This is a genomic window from Pseudomonas sp. MWU13-3659 (genome assembly GCF_023757525.1).
In the GTDB taxonomy this organism is placed as follows: Bacteria; Pseudomonadota; Gammaproteobacteria; order Pseudomonadales; family Pseudomonadaceae; genus Aquipseudomonas; species Aquipseudomonas entomophila_E.
Genome location: NZ_JAMSHW010000028.1, coordinates 1 through 24,237, shown reverse-complemented (window position 1 = coordinate 24,237; position 24,237 = coordinate 1). Strand labels below are relative to the sequence as shown.

Below are 24,237 nucleotides of genomic sequence, written 5' to 3'. Positions count from 1 at the left end.
TGTAGGAGCCGGCTTGCCGGCGAACAGCCGCCCCCAATTTCAAGGAGCCCCACCATGCGCACCCTGTTGTTCAGCAGCCAGCATTACGACCAGGAAAGCTTTACCCGCGCCGCCAACGGCACCTTCGACCTGCACTTCCAACCCACTCGCCTGACCCTCGACACCGCCCCCCTGGCCCAAGGGTTCGACGTGGTCTGCGCATTCATCAACGACGAGCTCGATGCCCAGGTACTCGAACGCCTGGCCGCCGGCGGAACGCGCCTGGTCGCCCTGCGCTCGGCCGGCTACAACCATGTCGACCTGGCCGCCGCCAAGCGCCTGGGCCTGGCCGTGGCGCGAGTGCCGGCCTACTCACCCCACGCCGTCGCCGAACATGCCGTGGCGCTGATCCTGGCCCTGAACCGTCGCCTGCACCGCGCCTACAACCGCACCCGCGAGGGCGACTTCACCCTGCACGGGCTGACCGGTTTCGACCTGCACGGCAAGACTGTCGGCGTGGTCGGCACCGGCCAGATCGGCGCCGCCTTTGCCCGCATCATGGCCGGCTTCGGCTGCCAGCTGCTGGCCTATGACCCCTACCCCAACCCCGAACTGCTGGCCTTGGGCGCCTGTTACCTGGAGCTGCCCGAGCTGCTGCGCGAGTCGCGGATCATCAGCCTGCACTGCCCGCTGACCGAGCATACCCGGCACCTGATCAACGCCCGCAGCCTGGCCCAGCTGCAACCCGGCGCCATGCTGATCAACACCGGCCGTGGCGCGCTGGTCGACACACCGGCGCTGGTCGACGCGCTCAAGAGCGGCCAGCTCGGCTACCTGGGGCTGGATGTCTATGAAGAAGAAGCACAGCTGTTCTTCGAGGACCGCTCCGACCTGCCGCTGCAGGACGACGTGCTGGCACGCCTGCTCACCTTCCCCAACGTGATCGTCACCGCCCACCAGGCATTCCTCACCCGCGAGGCGCTGGACGCGATCGCCGGCACCACCCTCGACAACATCAGCCGCTGGGCGGCAGGCAATCCGCAGAACATCGTCGAACGTTGATGCTAGGATACGCGGCAATTCTGGAGGACCCATGGTCGAACACGATTTCCGCTACACCCTTTTCAACCCGCAACACACCCTGATCGAGTGCCGCGCGCTGGTGCCGGGCCGCTACCAGGTCACCGGCAACGGTGGCTCGATCCAGAAGGACGACGTGCTACTGGTCACCCTCAAGGGCAGCAAGGACTTGTCCATGCGCCTGACCGTCGAGACCGTGCGCCACCTGATCAACCCGCGCGGCCAGTGGGTCGCCGTGGCCAAGGGCCCGGTGTTCAACGAACTGGAGATCCTCAACTGGCAGGTCAAGTGCGACAGCTGCGAAGCGGTGCTGGACTTCGAGTTCGCCGTCGACGCCAAGCTGGGCAAGAAAGGCCATGCTCCGGCCGCCAGTGCCCGCGTGGCGGAGCTGGGTTGGACCAGCCAGGGTGACAAACACCTGTGCCCGCAGTGCCGGGAGCGTGCCTGAGTGAAACAGCTGCTGACCACCGCGCTGATCGCCGCGGCCCTGGCCGGCTGTGCGTCGGAGCCTTCGAAGCTGCAACAGGAGCAGAGCTATGTGCTGGAATGGATCGGGGAGCGCCCGCTGATCGACTACAGCCACCTGACGCTGACCCTGGCCAATGACGGCCGCGCCTACGGCAACGCCGGCTGCAACCACTGGTTCGCCCCCTATACGCTGGAGGGCGAGCGCATCAGCTTCGGCAAGGTCGGCAAGACCCGCAAGCTGTGCGCGCCGGCGTTGATGGACCAGGAGAAGCGCTTCCTGCAGGCGCTGGAGACGGTGCAGCGCTGGGATGTGTCGTCGATCGAGCAGATCCGTTTCTGGCCGGTTGAAGGCAAGCCGCTGCGCTTCTGGCCTGAGGAAGGCTGATTATCGCCGGGGCCGCTGCGCGGCCCTTTCGCGGCACAAGGCCGCTCCTACAGAGAAACGTGAAAACCTGTAGGAGCGGCCTTGTGCCGCGAAAGGGCTGCGAAGCAGCCCCTGGATCTGTCAGGCGCCGCCTTTCAAGGCCTTGATCTTCGCCTGCAGCCCTTCGAGCGTCTGCTCGCCCATCAGTTGCTCACGCACCTTGCCCTTGTCGTCGATGATGTAGGTCACTGGCAACGCTTCACTGCGCGGCAGCTCGTAGCGTTCGGCCGGGTCCTGGGCGAGCACGGTGAAGCCGATGCCCAGCGTGTCGGCGGCGGTCTTCAGGTCTGGCCCCTGCAGGCCGTCGAAGTTCACCCCCACCACCTTGATGCCCTGTGCCTCCCACTGCTTGGCAGCGGCATTGAGTTCGGGGATCTCCGTGCGGCACGGGCCACACCATTCGGCCCAGTAGTTGAGCACCAGCCAGTGCCCGTCGATCTGTTCGGCCTTTACCGTATTGCCGTGCTGGTCCACGCCGTAGTCCGCACCGCAGCCGCCGAGCAACAGGCTCGCGGTGATGGCCAGTGCAGCTGCCAAACGCCTTGCCATGGGTCAATCCTTCTCGAAGTTTTCAAGCATTGAAGTCGGTCGCTGCGGTTAGAATAGCCGCCACACCCAGCTGGATGCGACCCGTCATGACCGATCTGACCCTCTATCATAACCCGCGCTGCTCGAAATCCCGCGGCGCCCTGGAACTGCTCGAGGCTCGCGGCCTGGCGCCGACCATCGTGCGCTACCTCGAGACCCCGCCCGACGCCGCCACCCTCGCGCAACTGCTCGGCAAGCTGGGCATCGGCGCGCGCCAATTGCTGCGCACCGGCGAAGACGAATACAAGGCCCTCGACCTGGCCAACCCGGCCCTGACCGACGCCCAGCTGATCGATGCCATGGTCAAGCACCCCAAGCTGATCGAGCGCCCGATCCTGGTGGCCGGTGACAAGGCCGTGGTCGGCCGCCCACCGGAGAAAGTCCTGGAGATCCTGCCGTGAGCGAACCCTACATCCTGGTGCTGTATTACAGCCGCCACGGTTCGACCAGCGAGATGGCCCGGCATATCGCCCGTGGCGTCGAGATGGCCGGCCTGGAGGCGCGCCTGCGCACCGTGCCGGCGATCTCCACCGAATGCGAAGCCGTGGCCCCGGACATCCCGGCCAGCGGCGCGCTGTACGCCACCCTCGACGACCTGCGCCACTGCGCAGGCCTGGTGCTGGGCAGCCCGACCCGCTTCGGCAACATGGCCGCGCCCCTCAAGTACTTCCTCGACGGCACCAGCAGCCTGTGGCTGGGTGGCGAGCTGGTGGGCAAGCCGGCCGGCGTGTTCACTTCCACCGCCAGCCTGCACGGCGGCCAGGAGACCACCCTGCTGTCGATGATGCTGCCGCTGATGCACCACGGCATGCTGGTGATGGGCCTGCCCTACAGCGAATCGGCGCTGCTCGAAACCCGCGGCGGTGGCACGCCCTATGGCGCCAGCCACCACGCCGGCGCCGACGGCAAGCGCGAGCTGGACGCCCACGAGATCACCCTGTGCCGTGCCCTCGGCCAACGCCTGGCGAACACCGCCAAGGCCCTGGAGGGGCAACGTGGCTAGAAAGCCCAAGGTACTGCCGCCACTGGACTGGCTGGCACCACGCGTGCGTTTCACCCGCGCCCTGAGCCTGGCCTGCTTCTTCGGCCTGATCGCCCTGCTGGTGGTGAACAACCTGTGGTTCGCCGACCTGCACGGGGCGCGGGTCGAGGTGATCATGGCCATCGAGCTGATCCCCCTGCTGCTGTTGCTGCCGGGCATGCTCATGGGCAGCGCCCGGGCACATGCCTGGACCTGCTTCGTGGTCAACATCTACTTCATCAAGGGCGTGCTGGCGGCGTTCGACCCGGCGCGGGCGGTGTTCGGCTGGGTGGAGGTGCTGGTGAGCCTGGGGTTGTTCGTCAGCGGGTTGCTGTTCGTGCGCTGGAAGTTCCAGCTCGAACGGCGCATGGCAGGTGAAGGTCGTTAAATGCAGGGGCTGCTTTGCAGCCCTTTCCGGCCGGTCCGACGCCTCGGCAAGGCCGCTCCTACAGGATTACGCGTTCCCCTGTAGGAGCGGCCTTGTGCCGCGAAAGGGCCGCACAGCGGTCCCAGCGATCTCAATGGTTGACGGTATGCGCCAGCATCACCGACAACTGGCACAGTGGCCGACCGCTCTGTTCATGCCACTGGTTGAACGCTTGCTGCACCAACGCCAGGTCGCGCTGGCTGGTCGGCGGCTTGTCGATGATCTTCTGCGCGATCAACGCTGCCGCCATGTCATCGGTGGGGATAAACGTATCCTTGCCGACCATCCGCAGGAACCGCGGCGCCGACAACCCACCCAGCTGGTTGCCGTGCTTGGCCAGGTATTTCCACAGCCCGACGATATCGGTCACCGGCCAGTCGGCGATGAACGCGCCGAAGCTGCCCTTCTCCTTCGCCACATCCAGCACCATCTGCGCATTGCGCGGCACGCTCTTGAGCTTGCCCAGGTGGCGGATGATGCGCTCGTCGTGCATCAGCCGCTCCAGGTGCTCGGCGCCCATCAGCACCACCTTCTCCGGGTCGAAGCCGAAGAACACCTGCTCGAACGCCGGCCATTTCGCGTCCACCAGGCTGTGCTTGAGCCCGGCGCGGAACACGCGCAGGGCCAGCGTCGACAGGTAGCGATCGTCCGGGATATCACGCAATTGCGCGGCCGTAAGCGGCTGCGGCAGGAAGGCCTCCAGCGCCTGGGCCGAACCGAATCGGTTCAGGCAGTACTCGTGCAACCACTGATAATCGCGCATGCGGTCAGATGTTCAGCACGTCGAGGAAGCGCGGGGTGGCGCTCTCGTCGATCTTCAGGCTGGTGAAGTCGAACAGGTTGCGGTCGGCTAACTGCGACGGCGCGACGTTCTGCAGGGCGCGGAAAATGCTTTCGGTACGGCCCGGGTGCTTGCGCTCCCACTCCACCAGCATGTCCTTGACCACCTGGCGCTGCAGGTTCTCTTGCGAACCACACAGGTTGCACGGAATGATCGGGAATTCCTTCATGTCCGAGTAGGCCTGGATGTCCTTCTCGCTGCAGTAGGCCAGCGGGCGGATCACCACGTTGCGACCGTCGTCGGCGCGCAGCTTCGGCGGCATGCCCTTGAGCGCGCCGTTGAAGAACATGTTGAGGAAGAAGGTCTCGACGATGTCGTCGCGGTGGTGACCCAGGGCCATCTTGGTCGCGCCGATCTCGTCGGCGAAGGTATACAGCGTGCCGCGGCGCAGGCGCGAGCACAGCGAGCAGGTGGTCTTGCCCTCGGGCACCAGCTCCTTGACCACCGAGTAGGTGTCCTTCTCGACGATGTGGTACTCGACGCCCAGCTCTTTGAGATACGCCGGCAGCACATGCTCGGGGAAGCCCGGCTGCTTCTGGTCCATGTTCACCGCGACGATGTCGAACTTGATCGGCGCCACCTTCTGCAGGTGCAACAGAACGTCGAGCATGGTGTAGCTGTCCTTGCCGCCGGACAGGCAGACCATGACCTTGTCGCCATCCTCGATCATGTTGTAGTCGGTGATGGCTTCGCCGGCGAGACGACGCAGGCGTTTTTGCAGTTTGTTCTGGTTGACCGAAAGGGTGCCCATAGCGCTTGGATCCGCGAGGTGTGACAAAAGCCGGCTATTTTACGCACAAACCGGGCGCGGCTGTAGTTCCTTCCGATAAAGACTTCATGGGAATCAACACACGGCCTGACAGCGCAATTTGCTCTAAAAAGCCAGTTTTGTGCCGGGATCCGCTTCCTATACTGCGACATAAGGCCACACGACCGCTTGCATCGGTGTTCAGGCCTCGGGCCACAAGCGCTCCATCTGGGGGGCGTTTGGCAACGACGACAGGAGTGACCGGCATGATTCATCACGTTGTAGGGTTGTTTACCCACCCTGACCAGGAGTGGCGGGAGATTCGTGGCGAGGAAGAAAGCATCAGCCACATGTACCTGACCCACACGCTGATCCTGGCGGCGATCCCCGCCGTGTCGGCGTTCATCGGCACCACCCAGGTCGGCTGGGTGATCGGCGACCGGCCAGCGGTGATGCTGACCATGGAAAGCGCGCTGTGGATGAGCATCATGTCCTACCTGGCGATGCTCGCCGGGGTGGCGGTGATGGGTGCCTTCATCCACTGGATGGCCCGTACCTACGACGCCAACCCGAGCATGGCGCAATGCATCGCCTTCGCCACCTACACCGCCACCCCGTTGTTCATCGGTGGCCTCGCGGCGCTGTATCCGCACCTGTGGCTGGGCATGCTGATCGGCACGGCGGCGATCTGCTACACCGTGTACCTGCTGTATGTCGGCTTGCCGACGTTCATGAACATCCCGTCGGACGAAGGCTTCCTGTTCTCCAGCTCCGTGCTGGCGGTAGGCCTGGTGGTACTGGTGGCGATCATGGCCGCGACCGTGATCATCTGGGGACTGGGCGTGGGGCCCGTCTACACCAACTGACGCACACAATCAGATCCAACCAACACTGGGGCATCACCCGAAGCCGCCGCAAGGCGGCTTCGTTTCGTGTGCCTGACCGGCGGCTCGGCAGCCGCCCGACGCCTGCGGCATAATGCCCGGTCAGGAGAATTGCCCCGCCATGCCCGAGCTGCTCAAACAACGCGTCGAAACCTGTTACCAGCAAGCCGAAACCTTCTTCAAACGCCCCTTCCCACGCCCGCAGGTCAGCTTCAAGCTGCGTGGCCAGAAGGCCGGTGTCGCTCACCTGCACGAGAACCTGCTGCGCTTCAATTTGCAGTTGTACCGCGAGAACCAGGACGACTTCCTGCGCCAGACCGTGGCCCATGAGGTGGCGCACCTGGTCGCCCACCAGCTGTTTGGCGACAAGATCCAGGCCCACGGCGAGGAGTGGCAACTGATCATGCGCGGGGTGTACGAGCTGCCGCCGAACCGTTGCCACAACTATGAGGTGCAGCGGCGGGTGGCGACACGCTATATCTATCGTTGCCCGTGCCCGGAGAGCGATTTCCCGTTCACCGCCCAGCGGCACAAGCTGGTGCGCCAGGGGCGGCGGTATCTGTGTCGGCGGTGCCGGGAGATCCTGGTGTATAGCGGCGAGACCCGGGTCGAGTAGCCACGGTCGTTGTAGGAGCCGGCCTTGCCGGCGAACACCGGCGCAGCCGGTGCCATGCATCGCGGCGCCTGGTTCGCCAGCAAGGCTGGCTCCTACGGATCGGATCGCGGGGCAGCGGCACAAAAAAGGCGACCCGAAGGTCGCCTTTGTGCGTTTCACACGTCGATCAACGCGCCGGGCCTTCCGCCACGCCCAGGTCGTCGGTCGGACGGGTGTCGACCAGCGGCGAACCACCGGAAGCCAGCTCCGCCTGCAGGGTGTCGGTGTCCAGTTCCTTGACCCACTTCGCTACCACCACGGTGGCCACCGCGTTGCCGATCAGGTTGGTCAGGGCGCGGGCTTCGGACATGAAGCGGTCGATACCCAGGATCAGCGCCAGGCCGGCCACCGGCAGGTGGCCGACGGCCGACAGGGTCGCAGCCAGCACGATGAAGCCAGAACCGGTGACGCCGGCAGCACCTTTGGACGCCACCAGCAGCACCAGCAGCAGGGTGATCTGGTGGGTGATGTCCATGGTGGTGTCAGTGGCCTGGGCGATGAACACCGCGGCCATGGTCAGGTAGATCGAGGTACCGTCGAGGTTGAACGAGTAGCCGGTCGGGATCACCAGGCCAACCACGGATTTCTTCGCGCCCAGGCGCTCCATCTTGGCCAGCATGCGTGGCAGGGCCGATTCGGAGGACGAGGTACCCAGCACGATCAGCAGCTCTTCACGGATGTAGCGGATCAGCTTGATCACGCTGAAGCCGTGGGCGCGGCAGATGCCGCCCAGGACCACCAGGACGAACAGGATGCAGGTGATGTAGAAGCAGGCCATCAGGTAACCCAGCTGCACCAGCGAACCCACGCCGTACTGGCCGATGGTGAAGGCCATGGCACCGAAGGCACCGATTGGCGCCAGCTTCATGATCATGTTGATGATGTTGAACATCACATGGGCGAAGCGGTCGATCAGGTCCAGCACCGGCTTGCCGTAGCTGCCCAGGCGGTGCAGGGCGAAACCGAACAGCACCGAGAACATCAGCACTTGCAGGATGTCGCCGTTGGCGAAGGCGCCGACCACGGTGTTGGGGATGACGTTGAGCAGGAAGCCCACGGTGGTCTGCTGCGCGCCGGCGGCGGCATAGGCGGCCACGCTGCTGGCGTTCAGGGTGCTGACGTCGACGTGCATGCCAGCGCCCGGCTGGACCACGTTGACCACGACCAGGCCGATGATCAGGGCGATTGTGGAAACGATTTCGAAGTACAGCAGCGCGTAGCCGCCGGTCTTGCCGACCGACTTCATGCTCTGCATGCCGGCGATGCCGCTGACCACGGTGCAGAAGATGATCGGCGCGATGACCATCTTGATCAGTTTGACGAAGCCGTCACCCAGGGGTTTGAGGGCGACGCCGGTCTCCGGGTAGTAGTGGCCGAGCAGGATACCGATGGTGATGGCGACCAACACCTGGACATACAGGGATTTGTACAGCGGCTGACGTTTCGTCATGGCTCATTTTTCCTCAAGTGTGCCGGCGCATCCTTCCCAGGATGTCGGGGCACTTGAATCGCGAACCCTCCTGCACCCGGAGGGATTTGTCGTTGTGGTCGAGCGCCTGGTCAGGCCTCTGCCAGGTGAATAGCAAGGGCGATGCCAAAGTGCCCGCTTGAGGTGCACGGCCAATGATTTCAGGGTGTGTATGCCCTCGGACGGGGCAAAAGCTTACAGGAAGAATGGCGGATTTCCGCCCGATGGCGGAAATTGTACAAGATGTGTTGGCGGGAATCCGCCTGACCGTTATGACTGCACGCCCTCTGTAGGAGCGGCTTTAGCCGCGATGCGGGCATCACGGTGCCTGGCATCCGCTTCGCGGATGATCGCGGCTGAAGCCGCTCCTACAAGCACCCGCGCCAGCCAGCGAGTCATTCCAAACGGAAAGCAATGCGGAACGCAGCGCCACCCAATATCGAATCCCCCAGGCTCAATTCGGCGTCATAACTGTCGATGATGTCCTTGACCACCGCCAGGCCAATCCCCTGCCCCGGGTGCTGGCGATCCAACCGCTCGCCCCGTTCGAGAATGCGCTCGCGCTGATGGGGTGGCACACCCGGGCCATCGTCCTCAACCCACAGCTCCAATTGCCCCGGCACCTCGCGCAGGCTCACCCGCACGTGCCCCAGGCACAGCCGGTAGGCGTTCTCCAGCAGGTTGCCGAGCAGTTCGAGCAAGGCACCCTGCTCCATGGGCACCCGCGCCTGGGCAGGCAAGTCGAGACTGACCTCGACGCGTTTGTCGCGGTACACCTTGGCCAAGGTGCTGCACAGGCTGTCGAGCAACGGCTTGAGCTCGACCTGGTGCCGTACCAGGCCACTTTTGCGCAGGCTTGCGCGCTGCAACTGGTAGTCGATCTGCTGGCTCATGCGGTCGATCTGGCTTTGCAGCACCCGCGCCTGCTCAGGCTCGCTCTTGCCCTGGGCCATGCCCTCGCCCACACCTTGCAACACAGCCAAGGGCGTTTTCAGGCTATGGGCCAAGTCGTCGAGGGAATCGCGATAGCGCTGGCGTTGCTCACGTTCGCTGCGCAGCAGGCGGTTGAGCGAACCGGTCAGGCGCAGCAGCTCACGCGGGTGCTCGCGGCTCAGGCCGTCGCGGGCGCCGGACTCCACTTCGTCGAGCTCACGGCTGAGCCGACGCAACGAGCGCAGGCCCCAGGTCAGGCCGGCCCAGAGCAGTACCATCAGCGCCAGCAAGGCCGCGCCGAAGCCCAGGTAGAGCTTTTCGCGCAGGCCGCTCAAGGTGGCGCGATACTCGCTCACCGGCTGCAGCGCCACGATGCTGAACGCCGCGCTCTTGCCCCCCAGCAGCTTGACCTCCACGTCATAGACGAAGAACTCCTCGCCATCGGTCTGGTGGATGCGCGCGAACTCGTTGCCGCGCCCGTCGTAGCGCGGCAGGTAGTTGATGTTCTGGTTGCGCGTGGCCCGTGACTGCCACACCAGTTTGCCCTGGCGATCGAAGATGTAACCCAGCAGCCCGGTGTACGGCAGGTTGAAGCGCTCGTCAGGCAACAGGGCCGGCATCTGCAACTGGCCATGTTCGACACGCGCCGCGGAGATCAGGGTGGTCACGTCAGAGGCCAGGCGTTGCTCGATGGACTCCTGCAACGCCAGGCTGAAGGCCTTCTGCAAGGCCGGCAGCAGCGCCAGCATGAACAGCAGCGCCAACACCGCCGCCGCCAGCATCAGGCGCACGCGCAGCGAGCGAATCATCGGCAGCGCTCGGTGAACAGGTAGCCCAGGCCACGCACGGTGTCGATCGGCTTGAAGCCATTGTCGCCTTCCAGCTTGCGCCGCAGGCGACCGACCAGCACCTCGATGACATTGGGGTCGCGCTCCTCGTCGTCGGGGTACAGTTGCTCCATCAGTCGGTCCTTGGCCACCACCTGCTGGTGATGGCGCATGAGGTATTCGAGGATGCGGTACTCGTAGGCGGTCAGCGCCAGCGGCGCGTCATCCAGTGTGGCCTGCTTGCGGTTGAGGTCGAGCACCAGGGGGCCAGCGGCGATGGTCGACTGGGTGAAGCCGCTGGAGCGACGCAGCAAGGCGTTCAGGCGTGCCTCGAGCTCTTCGAACTGGAAGGGTTTGACCACGTAGTCGTCAGCCCCGGCGGCCAGGCCCTCGACCTTGTCCTGCCAGTTGCCGCGGGCGGTGAGAATCAGAATGGGGAACGTCTGGCCGAGGCTGCGCAGCTGGCGGATCAGGTCCAGCCCGCTCATGCCCGGCAGGCCCAGGTCGATCACCGCCAGGTCGTGGTTGTACTGCTCGGCCTGGTACAGGGCTTCCTCCGCGTTGGCCACCGCCTGGACCACGTGCCCGCCTTCGCCCAGGCGCGTGAACAGGTGATGACGCAGCAGCGCCTCGTCCTCGACCACCAGCAATTTCATGCGGATCTCCTTTCAATGGGGAATGCCTGCGCCGGCCTCATCGCGGGTAAACCCGCGCCTACAGGGTTGTGCACCACCTGTGGGAACGGGTTTACCCGCGACGAGGCCGGTACAGGATAACAGCGACCTCAGAACTTGTAGGTAGCCGCCAGGTACGTCTGCGCGCTGCTGGTCAGGCGCAAGGTGCCATCCTTCGGCCCGCCATGGCTGCCGATCTCGGTGCTGGCATTGCTGCGCAGGTAACGGTAGCCCAGCTCCACCGAAGTGTTGTCGGTCACTTCCTGGATCACGCCGGCCTGCAGGCCGACGGCGTAGCCGTAGTCGGTGTCGCGGCGGGCGCCAGGCGAGTCCTGGGTCAGCTTGGTCATGCCCAGGCTGCCGCCGCCGAACAGTTTGGTGGTATCGCCGATCGGCAGGAACAGGTCGTAGCTGCCCAGCAGGTTCTCCTGGCGCAGCTTGACGCCGCTGTGGTCGCCCGAGACGTTGTCGTAGGTCATGTAGTAGCGGCCCTGGTCGTTGATCTTGCCCACGCGCACGCCCCAGGTGTCGTCCTTGCCGATGATGCCGTCGGCGTTCAGGTGGTCGGTGTTGCGTTGCAGCAGGCCGGACTTGCGCACCTTGTCGCTGGTCTGGCCGTAAGTCAGGCTGGCGAAGTTGTCATCGGCCTGGGCGGCGGTGGTGAGGCCGGCGGCGCAAACGGCCATGGCGGCGATCAAGGTATTGAGGGTTTTCATGGTTCAGGTACTCCCGTTGAATGCGTTGTTGCTGTCTGGGGGCTAGAGTAGGGAGGACGCCCTGAACCGCCGCTGAACCCAGCCTGAACCTCGGCTGAACGAACCGACCGATGTCCAAAGAAGGAGCTTTGACCATGCGTTACCTGCTTGCGTTGGCCCTGCTGTGCAGTACCGCCCTCGCCCAGGCGGCGGTGCAGACCCGCGAGATCCGCTATCAGGATGCCGATGGCACCGCCCTGATCGGCTACTACGCCTATGACGACGCCCTCGATGGCAAGCGCCCCGGCGTGCTGGTGGTGCATGAATGGTGGGGGCTGAACGACTACGCCAAGCGCCGCGCCCGTGATCTGGCGGCGCTGGGCTACAACGCCCTGGCCATCGATATGTACGGCGAAGGCAAGCAAACCGAGCATCCCGCCGAAGCCCAGGCGTTCATGGCGGCAGCGCTGAAAGACCCGAAGGCGGCGGCCCGGCGCTTCGATGCGGGACTGAAGTTGCTCAAGCTGCAGCCCAATACCCGGCAGCATCAACTGGCCGCCATCGGCTACTGCTTCGGTGGCAAGGTGGTGCTCGATGCCGCGCGCCGGGGCGTGAAACTCGACGCCGTAGTGAGCTTCCATGGCGCGCTGGTGACCCAGACGCCGGCCCAGCCAGGGGTGATCCGGGCGAAGATCCTGGTAGAACACGGTGAGGCCGACAGCATGGTCACGCCGGAGCAGGTGGCGGCGTTCAAGGCGGAAATGGATGCGGCCGGTGCCGACTACAAGTTCGTCGGGATCCCGGGGGCCAAGCACGGGTTCACCAACCCCGATGCCGATCGGTTGAGCCATGGCGAGCATGGCGGGCCGGATATCGGCTATGACAAGGCGGCGGATGAAAGCTCGTGGAAGGATATGCAGGCGTTCTTCAAGACCGCGTTCGATTGAAGGTCGCCGGGGCCGTTTCACGGCCCATCGCCGGCAAGCCGGCTCCTACGATGCCCCTCTGTAGGAGCCGGCTTGCCGGCGATGGGCTGCAAAGCAGCCCCGAAATCTCCGCTCCACCACCCGCTCAGGCGCTGGCACAATACCCGCCATGAACAGACTCCCGACCTGCTGCGCCCCCCTCCAGCATCACTGGCCCCTGCCCCGCCCGGTCCCCGGCGCCGTACTGGTCAGCTGCGCCTTCGACCCAACCAACCTCGCGCCTGACGACTTCCAGCGCGCCGGTATCACCCAAACCGCCAGCCTGCAACGCTCTGTTGCCAAGCGCCAGGCCGAATACCTGGCCGGCCGCGTCTGCGCCCGCGAGGCCCTGCGGCTCCTGGACGGCCGTGACCATGCGCCGGCCAGCCACGAGGACCGCTCCCCCATCTGGCCGGCCGGCATCCATGGCTCGATCACCCACGGCCAAGGCTGGGCTGCGGCGGTGGTCGCCGCCGATGGCCAGTGCCGTGGCCTGGGCCTGGACCAGGAAACCCTGCTGAGCGAGGAACGCGCCGAACGCCTGGCCGGCGAAATTTTCACCCCCCCGGAGATGGAGCGCTTGGACCGCAGCCAGCAGGCCCTGGCCGTGACCCTGACCTTCTCGCTCAAAGAGAGCCTGTTCAAGACGCTCTACCCGCTGACCAAACAGCGCTTCTACTTCGAACACGCCGAACTGCTGACCTGGTCCGCCGACGGCCAGGCCCGCCTGCGCCTGCTCACCGACCTGTCGCCCGAATGGCACCACGGCGTCGAACTCGATGGCCAGTTCTGCGTGCAGGATGGCCACCTGCTCAGCCTGATCAGTGTCTAGTCCCGTGGCTGCTCACGCGGCCAGCTCAGGCTGAAACAGGCGCCGCCCAACTGCTCACTGCGCCCGACCAAGGCGCGGCCGCCATGCCAATAGATGATCCTGCGCACGATCGACAGGCCCAGCCCATGCCCGCCCGATGCCCGGGTACGGCTGTCGTCGAGGCGGGTGAACGGGGTAAAGATGCGGTCCCAGACACCTTCCGGAATCCCCGGCCCGTCGTCCTCGACATCGATGCGGCAACGCTGCTGGCCGACCTGATAGCTCAGGCGCACTTCGGATTCGGCATGGCGCATGGCATTGCTCACCAGGTTCTGCAGGGCGCGGTGCAGGTAGCGCGGCTCGGCTTCAACCCGGGCGTCAGCACCCTCCAGGCCCTGGCACTCACCTCGCACCACCTTCACCTCGGCCCGCAGCGGCGCCAGCTCCTCGATCACTCGCGCCAGCAGTTCGTCCAGGTCTACCACCCGGAAGTGCAAGGCCGGCGCGCCCTGCTCCAGGCGGGCGTAGGTAAGCATCTCGTCGACCAACCGGTCCAGGTCCTGGATGTCGCCATCCATGCCGGCCAGATGCTTGGCCCGGGCCTGCTCGGTGCTGGCGCTCTCGATCATCTCCAGGCCGAAGCGCAGCCGCGCCACGGGCGTGCGCAGCTCGTGGGACACAGCCCGCACCAGCTCGCGCTGCATGGTCAACGAACGCTGCAAGTGCTCGGCCATGCCATTGAAGGCCGCAGCCAGGCGCCCAACCGAGTCGGCGTCGCCCGCCGGCACCCGGGTGTCCAGGCTGCCCTGGGCGATACGTGAAGCCGCCACTTCAAGGCCAGACACCCGCCGCTCCAACTGGCGCACCAGCAAGTAGACCACCAGCCCAATCAGGCACAGCCCGAGGAAAGCGATCAGGATCAGCAGTTGCGGCGGATAGGGGTTGAGCTGGTACAACGGGCCGATCTCCAGCACCCAGGGCGACCCGGCAAGCCCCGAGAACACGCGGATCGAGTCGCCATCCTTGCCCAGCGCCATCACCGTGTCGCCCTCCTCCACCCGGCGCCGCTGGTCGTCGTCCAGCGCCGCCCGCTCGATGCGCTGCAGGGCGATATCGAAACCAAAGCCTTTGCTCTGCCTGAGCTGCGCCAGGCGCGCCTGCTGCTCGGTCACCGGGTAGCGCACGAGTTCGTCGGCCAATAGATAAAGGGTTGCGCGGGCCAACTGCTCGCTGATCTGCTTCACCTCGGCCACCAGCAGCACATCTTCGTGGCCAACCCGGCGCAGTACCCGGGCGGCATGCGGGCCGGTCTTCTCGACCACGACCAAGTCACGGTACAGGCGCGCGCGCTGCCCGCCGTCGAGGGTGAACCCCGACATCGGCTGCAGGTCCAGCGGCACGCCGAGCAGGCGCTCCCAGATCACCAGCGAACGGGTGCGCTCCACCGCGTTCTGCTGCGCCAGGTTGTCGGCCATCAGGCTGAAGGTGCCCTGGGCCAGGCGCTCGCGGTGCTGGCCGGCGCGGATCTCGTTGACCAGGTGCAGGCTGAGCACACCCAGCACGGCCACCAGCACCAGCACGGCGAGCATGCCGCCATAGATGCGCAGGAAGATCGAGTTCATGGCGCCTCGCCGACGAACAGGTAGCCCTTGCTGCGCAGGGTCTTGATCAGGCGCGGGGTGATCGGGTCGTCACCGATCTTGGGGCGGATCTTGGAGATGCGCACGTCGATGGAGCGGTCCTGGCCGTCGTAGCCGACGCCGCGCAGCGAGGTGAAGATCTCTTCGCGGGACAGCACCCGCCCGGCGTTGCTGGCCAGCAGCCAGAGCAGGTCGAACTCGGCGCCGGTCAGTTCGATGAGCTGGCCGCCCAGGCGCGCCTCGCGCTGGCGGCTGTCTATATGCAGCGGGCCGAAGGTCAGGTCCTGGCGCCGTTCGGGGGCCTCGCTGCGGCGCAGCAGGGCAGTGATGCGCGCCAGCAGCAGGCGTGGGCGTACCGGCTTGCAGACATAGTCGTCGGCGCCCAGGTCCAGGCCCTGGACCTGGTCGAGCTCGTCGCTGCGGGCGGTGAGCATGAGGATGGGGCCGGCGTACTGGCCACGCACGCGGCGGCAGATGCTCAGGCCGTCCTCGCCAGGCAGCATCAGGTCGAGGATCACCAGGTCTGGCTGGCTGTCGATGATGCGCCGCGCGGCACGGCCGCCATCGCCTTCCACCGCCACTTCGAAACCGTTGGCCTGGAGGTATTCGGCGGTGAGCTCGGCGAGGCGCTGGTCGTCCTCGACGATGAGGATACGGTTTGCTGGCTGGTCCATGGCCTTACCTTGTGTTGGTCTTTTATTGTTGTTCTTGCGCTGGCTGTTCCGGCCTGTTCGCCGGCAAGCCGGCTCCTACAGGTATGCGCCGGTCTCGCTATCGCAACTGCCTGATCCGCTGGAAAATTCCCGTTCACCAAAGCGCAACATCGCCTGACGATACTACGTTCCGCCCCCACCCCTGCCAACCACGCAAGACGCCCCTCGACTGAACCGTTTTTTGTGATAGGGTTCGCGCCCGCAAAATTCTGCGCAGAGGCGTAGCACAGGTAAAAAATAGTGCAAACCTCTTGGGATAAGGCTTACAGCAAAAACCCACAAAGTACCCACAAGTTATCCACAGGCGCTCGCCTTGCAAAGCCCCCCAGACCGCATTATCTTGTATCCCTATCGCAGCGAACCACTAGATATAGGGTTTCGTGCAAAATCACAAACACAAGTCAACAGGCAAATTCAAGCGAATTTACTGACTGAACTTAACGTGATTCCAGCAGCCAAACCGCTCCTGCGGAGGCCACCGATGCAAGCCCCAAGACGGCCTTGTTCGGGTATGAGTGTTGCAGGCACTGCCTCGCACTCAACAGCAACAGATTTTGGGTACGCCCAGAACCTTTGACTTCGGCCAGGGAGCGGCAGCTTATTGCCCCCAATTCCTGAGTCTGTCCCGAAGTCGGTACGCCCGAGCGGGCGGATGCGCGTGCATCACGCGCGTCCCCGCCCGGGCCATCGAGCAAGTGGACGGAACGGTGGGCGCCCCAACAGGCGCCTGAACAAACTAGAAACTGTGGAGACACCCACCCATGCAAACCGACACGACTCGCGAGAACCCGCAGGCCAAGGCGCCGCAGGCCGAATCCAACCAGGATCTGGCTGCCACCGCCCCCGGCCAACTGCGCGTGATCAAGCGCAACGGCACTGTCGTCCCCTACACCGACGACAAGATCACCGTGGCCATCACCAAGGCGTTCCTCGCAGTTGAAGGCGGCACCGCCGCCGCCTCGTCGCGCATCCACGACACCGTCGCGCGCCTGACCGAGCAGGTCACCGCCACGTTCAAGCGTCGCATGCCATCGGGTGGCACCATCCACATCGAAGAAATCCAGGACCAGGTCGAACTGGCCCTGATGCGCGCCGGCGAGCAGAAAGTCGCCCGCGACTACGTGATCTACCGCGACCAGCGCGCCAAAGAGCGCGCCACCCGCGCCAACACCGACGCCGTGGTCGAGCCGCACCCTAGCATCCGCATCACCCTGGCCGACGGCAGCCTGGCCCCTCTGGACATGGCCCGCCTGAACACCATCATCAGCGAAGCCTGCGAAGGCCTGGCCGAAGTCGATGGCGACCTGATCCAGCGCGAAACCCTGAAGAACCTGTACGACGGCGTGGCCCTGAAAGACGTCAACACCGCCCTGGTGATGACCGCCCGTACCCTGGTAGAGCGTGAGCCGAACTACTCGTTCGTCACCGCCCGCCTGCTGATGGACACCCTGCGCGCCGAAGGCCTGGGCTTCCTGAACGTCGCCGACAGCGCCACCCACCACGAGATGGCCGACCTGTACGCCAAGGCCCTGCCGGCCTACGTCGAGAAAGGCGTCGAGTTCGAACTGCTCGACCCAGCGCTGAAAGGCTACGACCTGGAGCGCATGGGCAAGGCGATCAACCACGAGCGCGACCAGCAGTTCACCTACCTGGGCCTGCAGACCCTCTACGACCGCTACTTCATCCACAAGGATGGCGTGCGCTTCGAACTGCCACAGGTGTTCTTCATGCGTGTGGCCATGGGCCTGGCGCTGGAAGAGAAAGACAAAGAAGCCCGTGCGATCGAGTTCTACAACCTGTTGTCGTCCTTCGACTACATGGCCTCGACCCCGACCCTGTTCAACGCCGGCACCCTGCGCCCGCAGCTGTCCAGCTGCTACCTGACCACCGTGCCGGACGACCTGTCGGGCATCTACCACGCGATCCACGACAACGCCATGCTGTCGAAATTCGCCGGTGGCCTGGGCAACGACTGGACCCCGGTACGCGCCCTGGGCTCGTACATCAAGGGCACCAACGGCAAGTCGCAAGGCGTCGTGCCGTTCCTGAAAGTGGTCAACGACACCGCCGTCGCCGTGAACCAGGGTGGCAAGCGCAAGGGCGCCGTCTGCGCCTACCTGGAAACCTGGCACCTCGACATCGAAGAATTCATCGAGCTGCGCAAGAACACCGGTGATGACCGCCGTCGTACCCACGACATGAACACCGCCAACTGGATCCCTGACCTGTTCATGAAGCGCGTCTTCGATGACGGCAAGTGGACCCTGTTCTCGCCGTCGGAAGTGCCTGATCTGCACGACCTGACCGGCAAGGCCTTCGAAGAGCGCTACGAGTACTACGAAGCCCTGACCGAGTACAACAAGATCAAGGTGTTCAAGACCATCCAGGCCAAAGACCTGTGGCGCAAGATGCTGTCGATGCTGTTCGAGACCGGCCACCCATGGCTGACCTTCAAGGACCCGTGCAACCTGCGTTCGCCGCAGCAGCACGTGGGCGTGGTCCACAGCTCGAACCTGTGCACCGAGATCACCCTGAACACCAACAAGGATGAGATCGCGGTCTGCAACCTGGGCTCGATCAACCTGCCAAACCACATCGTCGACGGCAAGCTGGACACCGCCAAGCTGCAACGCACCGTGAACACTGCCGTGCGCATGCTCGACAACGTGATCGACATCAACTACTACTCGGTGCCGCAAGCGCGCAACTCGAACTTCAAGCACCGCCCGGTCGGCCTGGGCATCATGGGCTTCCAGGACGCGCTGTACCTGCAGCACATCCCGTACGGCTCGGACGCTGCGGTCGAGTTCGCCGACAAGTCGATGGAAGCGGTCAGCTACTATGCGATCCAGGCTTCCTGCGACCTGGCCGACGAGCGCGGCGCCTACGAGACCTTCCAGGGTTCGCTGTGGTCCAAGGGCATCCTGCCGCTGGACAGCCAGCAGATCCTCATCGAGGCCCGTGGCCAGAAGTACATCGACGTCGACCTGACCGAGAGCCTGGACTGGGCACCGGTGCGCGAGCGCGTGCAAAAAGGTATTCGTAACTCGAACATCATGGCCATCGCGCCGACCGCGACCATCGCCAACATCACCGGCGTGTCGCAGTCCATCGAGCCGACCTACCAGAACCTGTACGTGAAATCGAACCTGTCGGGCGAGTTCACCGTGATCAACCCGTACCTGGTCCGCGACCTGAAGGCCCGCGGCCTGTGGGACTCGGTCATGATCAACGACCTGAAGTACTACGACGGTTCGGTGCAGCAGATCGAGCGTATCCCGCAAGAGCTGAAAGACCTGTACGCCACCGCGTTCGAAGTCGAGACCAAGTGGATCGTCGACGCCGCCTCCCGTCGCCAGAAGTGGATCGACCAGGCCCAGTCGCTGAACCTGTACATCGCCGGCGCCTCGGGCAAGAAGCTGGACGTGACCTACCGCATGGCCTGGTACCGTGGTCTGAAGACCACCTACTACCTCCGTGCCCTGGCCGCGACCAGCACCGAGAAGTCGACCATCAACACCGGCAAGCTCAATGCCGTGTCGAGCGGCGGTGACAGCGCCCCGGTCCAGGCGGCGGGTCCTGCCCCGGTACCGAAGGCTTGCGCCATCGACGAGCCGGATTGCGAAGCCTGCCAATAAGGTAAGCACGGGGCGAAAGAAGGCTACTTCTCTCGCCCCGTTTTGTAAGAAGTGCTTTTCTCAGGCAATAAAAAACCCGATGCAGTTGCAGCTGCATCGGGCTTGAATCTCCCACGAGCAAGCGCATCGCTCAAAGGGAGGCTAGATCCTACAGATCTAAAGTGAGCGCGAATCTTCGTGCCTGTCAGGACTAGTGTCAAGTGATGCTCATCTAATTGGAGAATCACGCCATGTCCAAAAAGACATCATCCGGCGACCAGAAGATCGGTCGCGATGCGGATAGTGGGCGCTTCACCACGGTCGAAAAGGCTCGTCAGAACCCCAAGACCCATGTGGTTGAAACCGTGAAGAAATCGAAGTAAATGCAGAAAAAGCCGGGAGAGCAACACTCCCGGCTTCTGCTTGCGGAATGCTCATGCTCATTTCTTGGCTCTTCTACCACTCTACGGCTTTGCTTGAGGCAGATGCCATGACGCCTTCTCACTTGTGACCGATTTCCTGGTATCGGGGTCTGATGACTACCTACCTCAGCGCCCTTGGCCGCCACAAACACCGGAAAACCCAACGCCGGTAGCACCCCATTCCCTCCCGTACCATCGAAGCACTTAAGCTTTGAGCAATGACGAGCTTGAGCTCGAAGCCTGCTCGCAAGGCTTGAGCCGTGACAGCGAAGCACTGCCTGCCCTTTGCCCATCGCTCGCGCGACTCAGGACAAACAACGGACCTCTCTCATAAGGGTGTACCCCACTGAGCGGAAAAAAGTGACACTCGCAAGATTGGCCGCAATGCAGTAACCAACCGCTTCACGTTGATGAAAAACGCCCGCAAGCTCCCCCAAGTCCCATGTGGTTGAGACGTTGGGCAAGCCGTGCAACTAACCTGTGGGAGCGGCCTTGTGTCGCGAATGGGTCGCGCAGCGGCCCCTGCAATTTCAGCGGTGACTTCGTTGCCCCTACATCCACTTTGAAAAAACCGGAGCTATTGCTCCGGTTTTTTATGCCTGATTTTCGTCTCCGCGCATCCATCCCCCCGCTTCATTGATTCAAAATCCCCTTCGCTCCATCTCCGTTCGTCGATCGGTTTGCTGATGATGACCGCCTGTAGCTCCATTTCCATGCGGCGTTAAGGTCCGTCCTCTTGATTCAGAGCAAGCTCGGCTTCGATTTCACCCTTGTCCCCTCCCCCTCAAAACTATATCGTGTGCTTCGGAACAAGACACAACACCATATAGGCGAATTTAGCCGCTCTGGCGTCTTGACAAACTCATCGAAGGTTACCGGGTCTCTTGCCCAAAAAAGAGATCGGAGACACGACATGAAAGCCCCCGAATTGCTGTTTTCCGGTACAATGCTGCCCCTCAAAAAGCGGCTCGAAATTCTGACCGCTTACGATGGTCGGCCCCTGCCTCCGGATGCCTTTCGCGGCCGGTGCGCCAACAAAGCCTGTGATTGCTGATCACCAAGCTCATGGCCATTCAAACCAAAATTCGAAACCTTGTGGAGACACCTCATGAGCCGAGGCGATTCCTACGTGGTCTCTAGCAATATCACTTCATCTTAAATTTTTACGGTCGCCCCCATGCGACCCACAAGCGGAGCCAAAACACCATGCTGAGCTGGGACGAATTCGACAAGGACGAAAACGAAGTCACCACTAAAGGCCCAAGTAGCAATCAAGCCAGCCAGCCAGGTATGGACAAGCTCGACAGCGCCGGCGGTGCCGCCGCCTTGGAAGCCCGCGCTGCCACTGCCGCTGACTCCGACGCCGTCAAGCGCGCCAAGGCTGCGCTGGACGCCCTGGACATCGCCGAAGGCCTGGCCGAGCTGGAAGGCTCCTCGGCCCGCGTCGCCGTTGACGAAAAGCGCATGATCAACTGCCGCGCCGACCTCAACCAACTGGTACCGTTCAAGTACGACTGGGCCTGGCAGAAGTACCTCGACGGCTGCGCCAACCACTGGATGCCGCAAGAGGTCAACATGACCGCCGACATCGCCCTGTGGAAGAGCATGGACGGCCTGACCGAAGACGAGCGCCGCATCGTCATGCGCAACCTCGGCTTCTTCTCCACCGCCGACTCCCTGGTTGCCAACAACCTGGCCCTGGCCGTGTACCGCCTGATCACCAACCCCGAGTGCCGCCAGTACATCCTGCGCCAGGCCTTCGAAGAGGCGATCCACACCCACGCCTACCAGTACTGCATCGAGTCGCTGGGCATGGATGAAGGCGAGATCTTCAACATGTACCACGAGATCCCGTCGGTCGCTAAGAAGGCCGCCTGGGGCCTGAAGTACACCCGCGCCATCTCTGATCCGGAGTTCAACACCGGCACCGTCGAAACCGACAAAGAGCTGCTGCGCAACCTGATCGCCTACTACTGCGTGCTGGAAGGCATCTTCTTCTACTGCGGCTTCACCCAGATCCTGTCCATGGGCCGCCGCAACAAGATGACCGGCGTCGCCGAGCAGTTCCAGTACATCCTGCGCGACGAGTCCATGCACCTGAACTTCGGCATCGACGTGATCAACCAGATCAAGATCGAGAACCCGCACCTGTGGGATGCCGCGATGAAGGAAGAGGCTACCCAGATGATTCTGCAGGGTACCCAGCTGGAGATCGAATACGCCCGTGACACCATGCCGCGCGGTGTGCTGGGCATGAACGCGGCGATGATGGAGGATTACCTCAAGTTCATTGCCAACCGTCGACTGACCCAAATTGGTCTGAAGGAAGAGTATCCGGGGACGACTAACCCGTTCCCTTGGATGAGCGAGATCATGGACTTGAAGAAGGAGAAGAACTTCTTTGAGACTCGGGTGATTGAGTATCAGACTGGTGGTGCTCTGAGCTGGGATTGATGCCAAGTTTTTGACATGCTATAAGTGAATTCCCCTCATGGAGAAAGGGAATTTTAAAAGCCCTGCCATGCAGGGCTTTTTTTATGGAGAATCATATGGCAAAGGTTATCACGCTATACAATCACAAAGGTGGCGTCTCTAAGACAACCACAACATTCAACCTCGCGCACTATCTAGCTAATCAAGGAAAGCGGGTTCTCGCCATAGATGCCGACCCCCAGTGCAACCTTACCGAATTAATGTTAGCCCCAATGCTTGCACAGCTTGATGAGCTAGAACGCACAAGTGGAAAATAGCAAAAACTGGAAGGAACAAGTCTTCTTGAAATAGTAATACCCAGGATCGAAGGCGAAATACCACAAATCGATTTAGATACTGTAAAAACAATTCCAATCAAAGAAAACCTGGAACTATTACGCGGGGACGTTTCATTAAGCAGTATTGAGGATGCCTTTGCCGAGGCGCACATCCAACGCTTCTCAAATAAAACCCACGAAAAAAGAACTTATGTCGCCCTAGGTGACCTCCTGACCAGATACGGCAACAAGCATAATATAGACTATATCCTCATTGACGTAGGCCCAAGCTCCGGCGCACTTACTCGCTCTTGCTTCCTTGCTTGCGATGGCTTTTTTGTTCCTACCTCTCCAGATAGATTTAACGTTCAAGCCATTGGAACACTTACATCCATCATCCAACGCTGGATCGAAGAGCACCAACAAATCTATCAAAGCTTTAAGGACTTAGACCTACCAATTAAGCACGGCCTTCCAAAATTCTTAGGCATAGTGTTACAAAACTTCAAAATATTTGGCGGCCAACCTAAACCTAGTTACCGCATGTGGATGGACCGAATTCCTGCAAAAGCAGAAGAGTCACTCATCCCCATGCTTAAAACTTTCAATATCAAAGACTACGATCTATCATGCGGACTGTCAGGCGAAGAGCTTGTTGCTGCAAAAATCCGGGACTTCCAAAGTTTGGCACCGCTGATGCAGGAACATGGCAAGCCGATTTTCAGCATTACTCAAGATGATACAAGGGTAATGGATGAAGAGCGCCGTCCTTGGTCTGGTCCAGTTTGGACGGGAGCTCAAGCTCGCATGGAAAATTATGAACAGCGCATCGCTGAAATCTACCAACGACTTGAACTCCTAAATAAACCATGAGCAATATTTTAAAAAATTATTTTGTTGCTTTTATTGACCTGCTTGGATTTAGCAACATGGTTAGCCATGACTGCGAAAACCCCGTCAGCTCACAAAAATACATTGACAAACTGAAGTCAGTTCACGCGCAAACCAAAAAACTGCAAGGCAACCTTGAAAATCTTCAGCTCATTCAGTTTTCTGACTCAGTAGTACTAGCACTACCATTCAACAAAGAAAAATTTCATGATTTTTTAAGCCTCGTAGCTGACTACCAATATGAGCTACTGAAAAACAGCATATTGTGTCGCGGAGGAATTTCATATGGCATGCACCACTTCGAGGATGACTTTTTATTCAGTAGCGGCTTAATACACGCCTACAACTTAGAAAAAGACATATCAGTAAATCCTCGCATCGTCATTTCCAAAGACTTGATAGATCTCATCTACCCTCAGAACGGCAACGAAAACGACCTCATTCTTAAAGAAAGTGATGGTTCGTACTTCATAAACTATCTGCACACCCGAAAATACGACGAGGCATGGAAAGGCATTTCTAGCATTGTTCCAGACAACCTCACAAACAAGCCATCTATACGTGGAAAGCATATATGGCTAATAAATTATTATAACCATTGCTTCCCGACTCAGAAACAGCGAGAGGTGGCCCTCTTCCAATGAAGAATTTCGGAAGTTTCCTACAATAACTTTATTGACGTAAATTCTGGATAGGGAATAGGATCGTCGGCGGCG

The 24,237-nt window shown here is 62.1% G+C and carries 26 protein-coding genes and 1 pseudogene; 18 read left to right on the top strand and 9 right to left on the bottom strand.

What is annotated here, in order from left to right; all coding sequences use genetic code 11:
• Positions 1-54: 54 nt before the first annotated feature.
• Genes NGM28_RS23715 through NGM28_RS23705 form a run of 3 tightly spaced genes read left to right on the top strand, consistent with a single transcriptional unit; the run spans position 55 to position 1,912 of the window.
• Positions 55-1,041 (top strand): 2-hydroxyacid dehydrogenase, encoded by a 987-nt coding sequence (locus tag NGM28_RS23715; protein WP_252091736.1) that lies wholly within the window; start codon positions 55-57, stop codon positions 1,039-1,041.
• Positions 1,042-1,072: 31 nt separating this feature from the next.
• Positions 1,073-1,507: a hypothetical protein gene (locus NGM28_RS23710; protein ID WP_240066258.1), complete on the top strand. Its 435-nt coding sequence runs from the start codon at positions 1,073-1,075 to the stop codon at positions 1,505-1,507.
• On the top strand, positions 1,508-1,912 hold the full coding sequence (locus NGM28_RS23705) for an META domain-containing protein (protein WP_252091734.1): 405 nt from the start codon (positions 1,508-1,510) through the stop codon (positions 1,910-1,912). It abuts the gene before it with no gap.
• 120 nt (positions 1,913-2,032) lie between these two features.
• On the opposite strand, the gene NGM28_RS23700 is transcribed toward NGM28_RS23705, so the two are convergent.
• On the bottom strand, positions 2,033-2,500 hold the full coding sequence (locus tag NGM28_RS23700) for a TlpA disulfide reductase family protein (protein ID WP_011532648.1): 468 nt from the start codon (positions 2,498-2,500) through the stop codon (positions 2,033-2,035).
• Between the two features lie 86 nt (positions 2,501-2,586).
• Here NGM28_RS23700 and arsC point away from each other — a divergent pair, with 86 nt between their 5' ends.
• The 3 genes from arsC to NGM28_RS23685 are packed head-to-tail and all read left to right on the top strand — an operon-like array spanning position 2,587 to position 3,948.
• Positions 2,587-2,940 carry an arsenate reductase (glutaredoxin) gene (gene arsC, locus NGM28_RS23695; protein ID WP_240066260.1) on the top strand — a complete coding sequence of 118 codons (354 nt, stop codon included), beginning with the start codon at positions 2,587-2,589 and terminating at the stop codon, positions 2,938-2,940.
• A complete protein-coding gene (gene wrbA / locus NGM28_RS23690; RefSeq protein WP_213659931.1) occupies positions 2,937-3,542 on the top strand; it encodes an NAD(P)H:quinone oxidoreductase in 606 nt (201 codons plus the stop codon). Before arsC ends, wrbA begins: the two co-directional genes overlap by 4 nt.
• Positions 3,535-3,948, top strand: a complete 414-nt coding sequence (locus NGM28_RS23685; protein ID WP_240066261.1) for a DUF2069 domain-containing protein — start codon at positions 3,535-3,537, stop codon at positions 3,946-3,948. The genes wrbA and NGM28_RS23685 overlap by 8 nt, the downstream gene beginning before the upstream one ends.
• Before the next feature lie 130 nt (positions 3,949-4,078).
• Here NGM28_RS23685 and NGM28_RS23680 read toward each other — a convergent pair whose 3' ends face one another.
• Entirely contained in the window at positions 4,079-4,750 is a 672-nt protein-coding gene (locus NGM28_RS23680) for a DNA-3-methyladenine glycosylase I (RefSeq protein WP_240066262.1), read from the bottom strand.
• Between the two features lie 4 nt (positions 4,751-4,754).
• Positions 4,755-5,579, bottom strand: coding sequence for a tRNA 2-thiocytidine(32) synthetase TtcA (gene ttcA, locus NGM28_RS23675; RefSeq protein WP_011532643.1), 825 nt, complete (start codon positions 5,577-5,579; stop codon positions 4,755-4,757).
• A 263-nt stretch (positions 5,580-5,842) separates the two neighbouring features.
• Between ttcA and NGM28_RS23670 the strand changes: the two genes are divergently transcribed.
• Positions 5,843-6,442: a Yip1 family protein gene (locus NGM28_RS23670; protein WP_011532642.1), complete on the top strand. Its 600-nt coding sequence runs from the start codon at positions 5,843-5,845 to the stop codon at positions 6,440-6,442.
• Between the two features lie 139 nt (positions 6,443-6,581).
• Positions 6,582-7,076: a SprT family zinc-dependent metalloprotease gene (locus tag NGM28_RS23665; RefSeq protein ID WP_011532641.1), complete on the top strand. Its 495-nt coding sequence runs from the start codon at positions 6,582-6,584 to the stop codon at positions 7,074-7,076.
• 166 nt (positions 7,077-7,242) lie between these two features.
• On the opposite strand, the gene NGM28_RS23660 is transcribed toward NGM28_RS23665, so the two are convergent.
• From NGM28_RS23660 to NGM28_RS23645, 4 genes are all read right to left on the bottom strand, one after another.
• Positions 7,243-8,565, bottom strand: coding sequence for a dicarboxylate/amino acid:cation symporter (locus NGM28_RS23660; RefSeq protein WP_240066264.1), 1,323 nt, complete (start codon positions 8,563-8,565; stop codon positions 7,243-7,245).
• Positions 8,566-8,978: 413 nt separating this feature from the next.
• Positions 8,979-10,325, bottom strand: coding sequence for an ATP-binding protein (locus NGM28_RS23655; RefSeq protein WP_240066265.1), 1,347 nt, complete (start codon positions 10,323-10,325; stop codon positions 8,979-8,981).
• Entirely contained in the window at positions 10,322-10,999 is a 678-nt protein-coding gene (locus tag NGM28_RS23650) for a response regulator (protein ID WP_011532638.1), read from the bottom strand. Before NGM28_RS23650 ends, NGM28_RS23655 begins: the two co-directional genes overlap by 4 nt.
• A 128-nt stretch (positions 11,000-11,127) precedes the next feature.
• The gene (locus NGM28_RS23645) at positions 11,128-11,733 is read right to left on the bottom strand and encodes an outer membrane protein (RefSeq protein WP_240066266.1); all 606 of its coding nucleotides are present in this window, start codon (positions 11,731-11,733) and stop codon (positions 11,128-11,130) included.
• A gap of 134 nt (positions 11,734-11,867) precedes the next feature.
• Between NGM28_RS23645 and NGM28_RS23640 the strand changes: the two genes are divergently transcribed.
• A complete protein-coding gene (locus tag NGM28_RS23640) occupies positions 11,868-12,659 on the top strand; it encodes a dienelactone hydrolase family protein (RefSeq protein WP_240066267.1) in 792 nt (263 codons plus the stop codon).
• A 148-nt stretch (positions 12,660-12,807) separates the two neighbouring features.
• A complete protein-coding gene (locus NGM28_RS23635; protein WP_252091732.1) occupies positions 12,808-13,509 on the top strand; it encodes a 4'-phosphopantetheinyl transferase family protein in 702 nt (233 codons plus the stop codon).
• Here the strand turns inward: NGM28_RS23635 and NGM28_RS23630 are convergent.
• The gene (locus tag NGM28_RS23630) at positions 13,506-15,110 is read right to left on the bottom strand and encodes an ATP-binding protein (RefSeq protein WP_252091730.1); all 1,605 of its coding nucleotides are present in this window, start codon (positions 15,108-15,110) and stop codon (positions 13,506-13,508) included. The two genes, NGM28_RS23635 and NGM28_RS23630, sit on opposite strands and share 4 nt — an antisense overlap.
• Positions 15,107-15,802, bottom strand: coding sequence for a response regulator (locus NGM28_RS23625; RefSeq protein ID WP_011532633.1), 696 nt, complete (start codon positions 15,800-15,802; stop codon positions 15,107-15,109). The genes NGM28_RS23630 and NGM28_RS23625 overlap by 4 nt, the downstream gene beginning before the upstream one ends.
• Positions 15,803-16,602: 800 nt before the next feature.
• Here NGM28_RS23625 and NGM28_RS23620 point away from each other — a divergent pair.
• From NGM28_RS23620 to NGM28_RS23595, 8 genes and pseudogenes are all read left to right on the top strand, one after another.
• On the top strand, positions 16,603-19,479 hold the full coding sequence (locus NGM28_RS23620; protein ID WP_240067177.1) for a ribonucleoside-diphosphate reductase subunit alpha: 2,877 nt from the start codon (positions 16,603-16,605) through the stop codon (positions 19,477-19,479).
• Between the two features lie 230 nt (positions 19,480-19,709).
• Positions 19,710-19,841 carry a hypothetical protein gene (locus NGM28_RS28725; protein WP_286089076.1) on the top strand — a complete coding sequence of 44 codons (132 nt, stop codon included), beginning with the start codon at positions 19,710-19,712 and terminating at the stop codon, positions 19,839-19,841.
• A 952-nt stretch (positions 19,842-20,793) separates the two neighbouring features.
• Entirely contained in the window at positions 20,794-20,934 is a 141-nt protein-coding gene (locus NGM28_RS23615) for a hypothetical protein (protein WP_252091728.1), read from the top strand.
• 152 nt (positions 20,935-21,086) lie between these two features.
• Positions 21,087-22,334, top strand: a complete 1,248-nt coding sequence (locus NGM28_RS23610) for a ribonucleotide-diphosphate reductase subunit beta (RefSeq protein ID WP_252091726.1) — start codon at positions 21,087-21,089, stop codon at positions 22,332-22,334.
• 83 nt (positions 22,335-22,417) lie between these two features.
• Positions 22,418-22,630, top strand: coding sequence for a ParA family protein (locus NGM28_RS23605; protein ID WP_353620536.1), 213 nt, complete (start codon positions 22,418-22,420; stop codon positions 22,628-22,630).
• A gap of 6 nt (positions 22,631-22,636) precedes the next feature.
• Positions 22,637-23,038 (top strand): annotated as a pseudogene (locus NGM28_RS28845) (ParA family protein); the annotation flags it as partial.
• Between the two features lie 141 nt (positions 23,039-23,179).
• Complete coding sequence (locus NGM28_RS23600; RefSeq protein ID WP_252091721.1) at positions 23,180-23,503, top strand: hypothetical protein; 324 nt, start codon at positions 23,180-23,182, stop codon at positions 23,501-23,503.
• On the top strand, positions 23,500-24,165 hold the full coding sequence (locus NGM28_RS23595) for a hypothetical protein (protein ID WP_252091719.1): 666 nt from the start codon (positions 23,500-23,502) through the stop codon (positions 24,163-24,165). The genes NGM28_RS23600 and NGM28_RS23595 overlap by 4 nt, the downstream gene beginning before the upstream one ends.
• Positions 24,166-24,237 lie beyond the last annotated feature (72 nt).

Coding starts and splice junctions, on each gene's coding strand:
- NGM28_RS23715 (WP_252091736.1), top strand. CDS start 55: ATGCGCACCCTGTTGTTCAGCAGCCAGCATTACGACCAGGAAAGCTTT.
- NGM28_RS23710 (WP_240066258.1), top strand. CDS start 1,073: ATGGTCGAACACGATTTCCGCTACACCCTTTTCAACCCGCAACACACC.
- NGM28_RS23700 (WP_011532648.1), bottom strand. CDS start 2,500: ATGGCAAGGCGTTTGGCAGCTGCACTGGCCATCACCGCGAGCCTGTTG.
- arsC (WP_240066260.1), top strand. CDS start 2,587: ATGACCGATCTGACCCTCTATCATAACCCGCGCTGCTCGAAATCCCGC.
- NGM28_RS23680 (WP_240066262.1), bottom strand. CDS start 4,750: ATGCGCGATTATCAGTGGTTGCACGAGTACTGCCTGAACCGATTCGGT.
- ttcA (WP_011532643.1), bottom strand. CDS start 5,579: ATGGGCACCCTTTCGGTCAACCAGAACAAACTGCAAAAACGCCTGCGT.
- NGM28_RS23670 (WP_011532642.1), top strand. CDS start 5,843: ATGATTCATCACGTTGTAGGGTTGTTTACCCACCCTGACCAGGAGTGG.
- NGM28_RS23665 (WP_011532641.1), top strand. CDS start 6,582: ATGCCCGAGCTGCTCAAACAACGCGTCGAAACCTGTTACCAGCAAGCC.
- NGM28_RS23660 (WP_240066264.1), bottom strand. CDS start 8,565: ATGACGAAACGTCAGCCGCTGTACAAATCCCTGTATGTCCAGGTGTTG.
- NGM28_RS23655 (WP_240066265.1), bottom strand. CDS start 10,325: ATGATTCGCTCGCTGCGCGTGCGCCTGATGCTGGCGGCGGCGGTGTTG.
- NGM28_RS23650 (WP_011532638.1), bottom strand. CDS start 10,999: ATGAAATTGCTGGTGGTCGAGGACGAGGCGCTGCTGCGTCATCACCTG.
- NGM28_RS23645 (WP_240066266.1), bottom strand. CDS start 11,733: ATGAAAACCCTCAATACCTTGATCGCCGCCATGGCCGTTTGCGCCGCC.
- NGM28_RS23640 (WP_240066267.1), top strand. CDS start 11,868: ATGCGTTACCTGCTTGCGTTGGCCCTGCTGTGCAGTACCGCCCTCGCC.
- NGM28_RS23635 (WP_252091732.1), top strand. CDS start 12,808: ATGAACAGACTCCCGACCTGCTGCGCCCCCCTCCAGCATCACTGGCCC.
- NGM28_RS23630 (WP_252091730.1), bottom strand. CDS start 15,110: ATGAACTCGATCTTCCTGCGCATCTATGGCGGCATGCTCGCCGTGCTG.
- NGM28_RS23625 (WP_011532633.1), bottom strand. CDS start 15,802: ATGGACCAGCCAGCAAACCGTATCCTCATCGTCGAGGACGACCAGCGC.
- NGM28_RS23620 (WP_240067177.1), top strand. CDS start 16,603: ATGCAAACCGACACGACTCGCGAGAACCCGCAGGCCAAGGCGCCGCAG.
- NGM28_RS28725 (WP_286089076.1), top strand. CDS start 19,710: ATGTCCAAAAAGACATCATCCGGCGACCAGAAGATCGGTCGCGATGCG.
- NGM28_RS23615 (WP_252091728.1), top strand. CDS start 20,794: ATGAAAGCCCCCGAATTGCTGTTTTCCGGTACAATGCTGCCCCTCAAA.
- NGM28_RS23610 (WP_252091726.1), top strand. CDS start 21,087: ATGCTGAGCTGGGACGAATTCGACAAGGACGAAAACGAAGTCACCACT.
- NGM28_RS23605 (WP_353620536.1), top strand. CDS start 22,418: ATGGAGAATCATATGGCAAAGGTTATCACGCTATACAATCACAAAGGT.
- NGM28_RS23600 (WP_252091721.1), top strand. CDS start 23,180: ATGGACCGAATTCCTGCAAAAGCAGAAGAGTCACTCATCCCCATGCTT.
- NGM28_RS23595 (WP_252091719.1), top strand. CDS start 23,500: ATGAGCAATATTTTAAAAAATTATTTTGTTGCTTTTATTGACCTGCTT.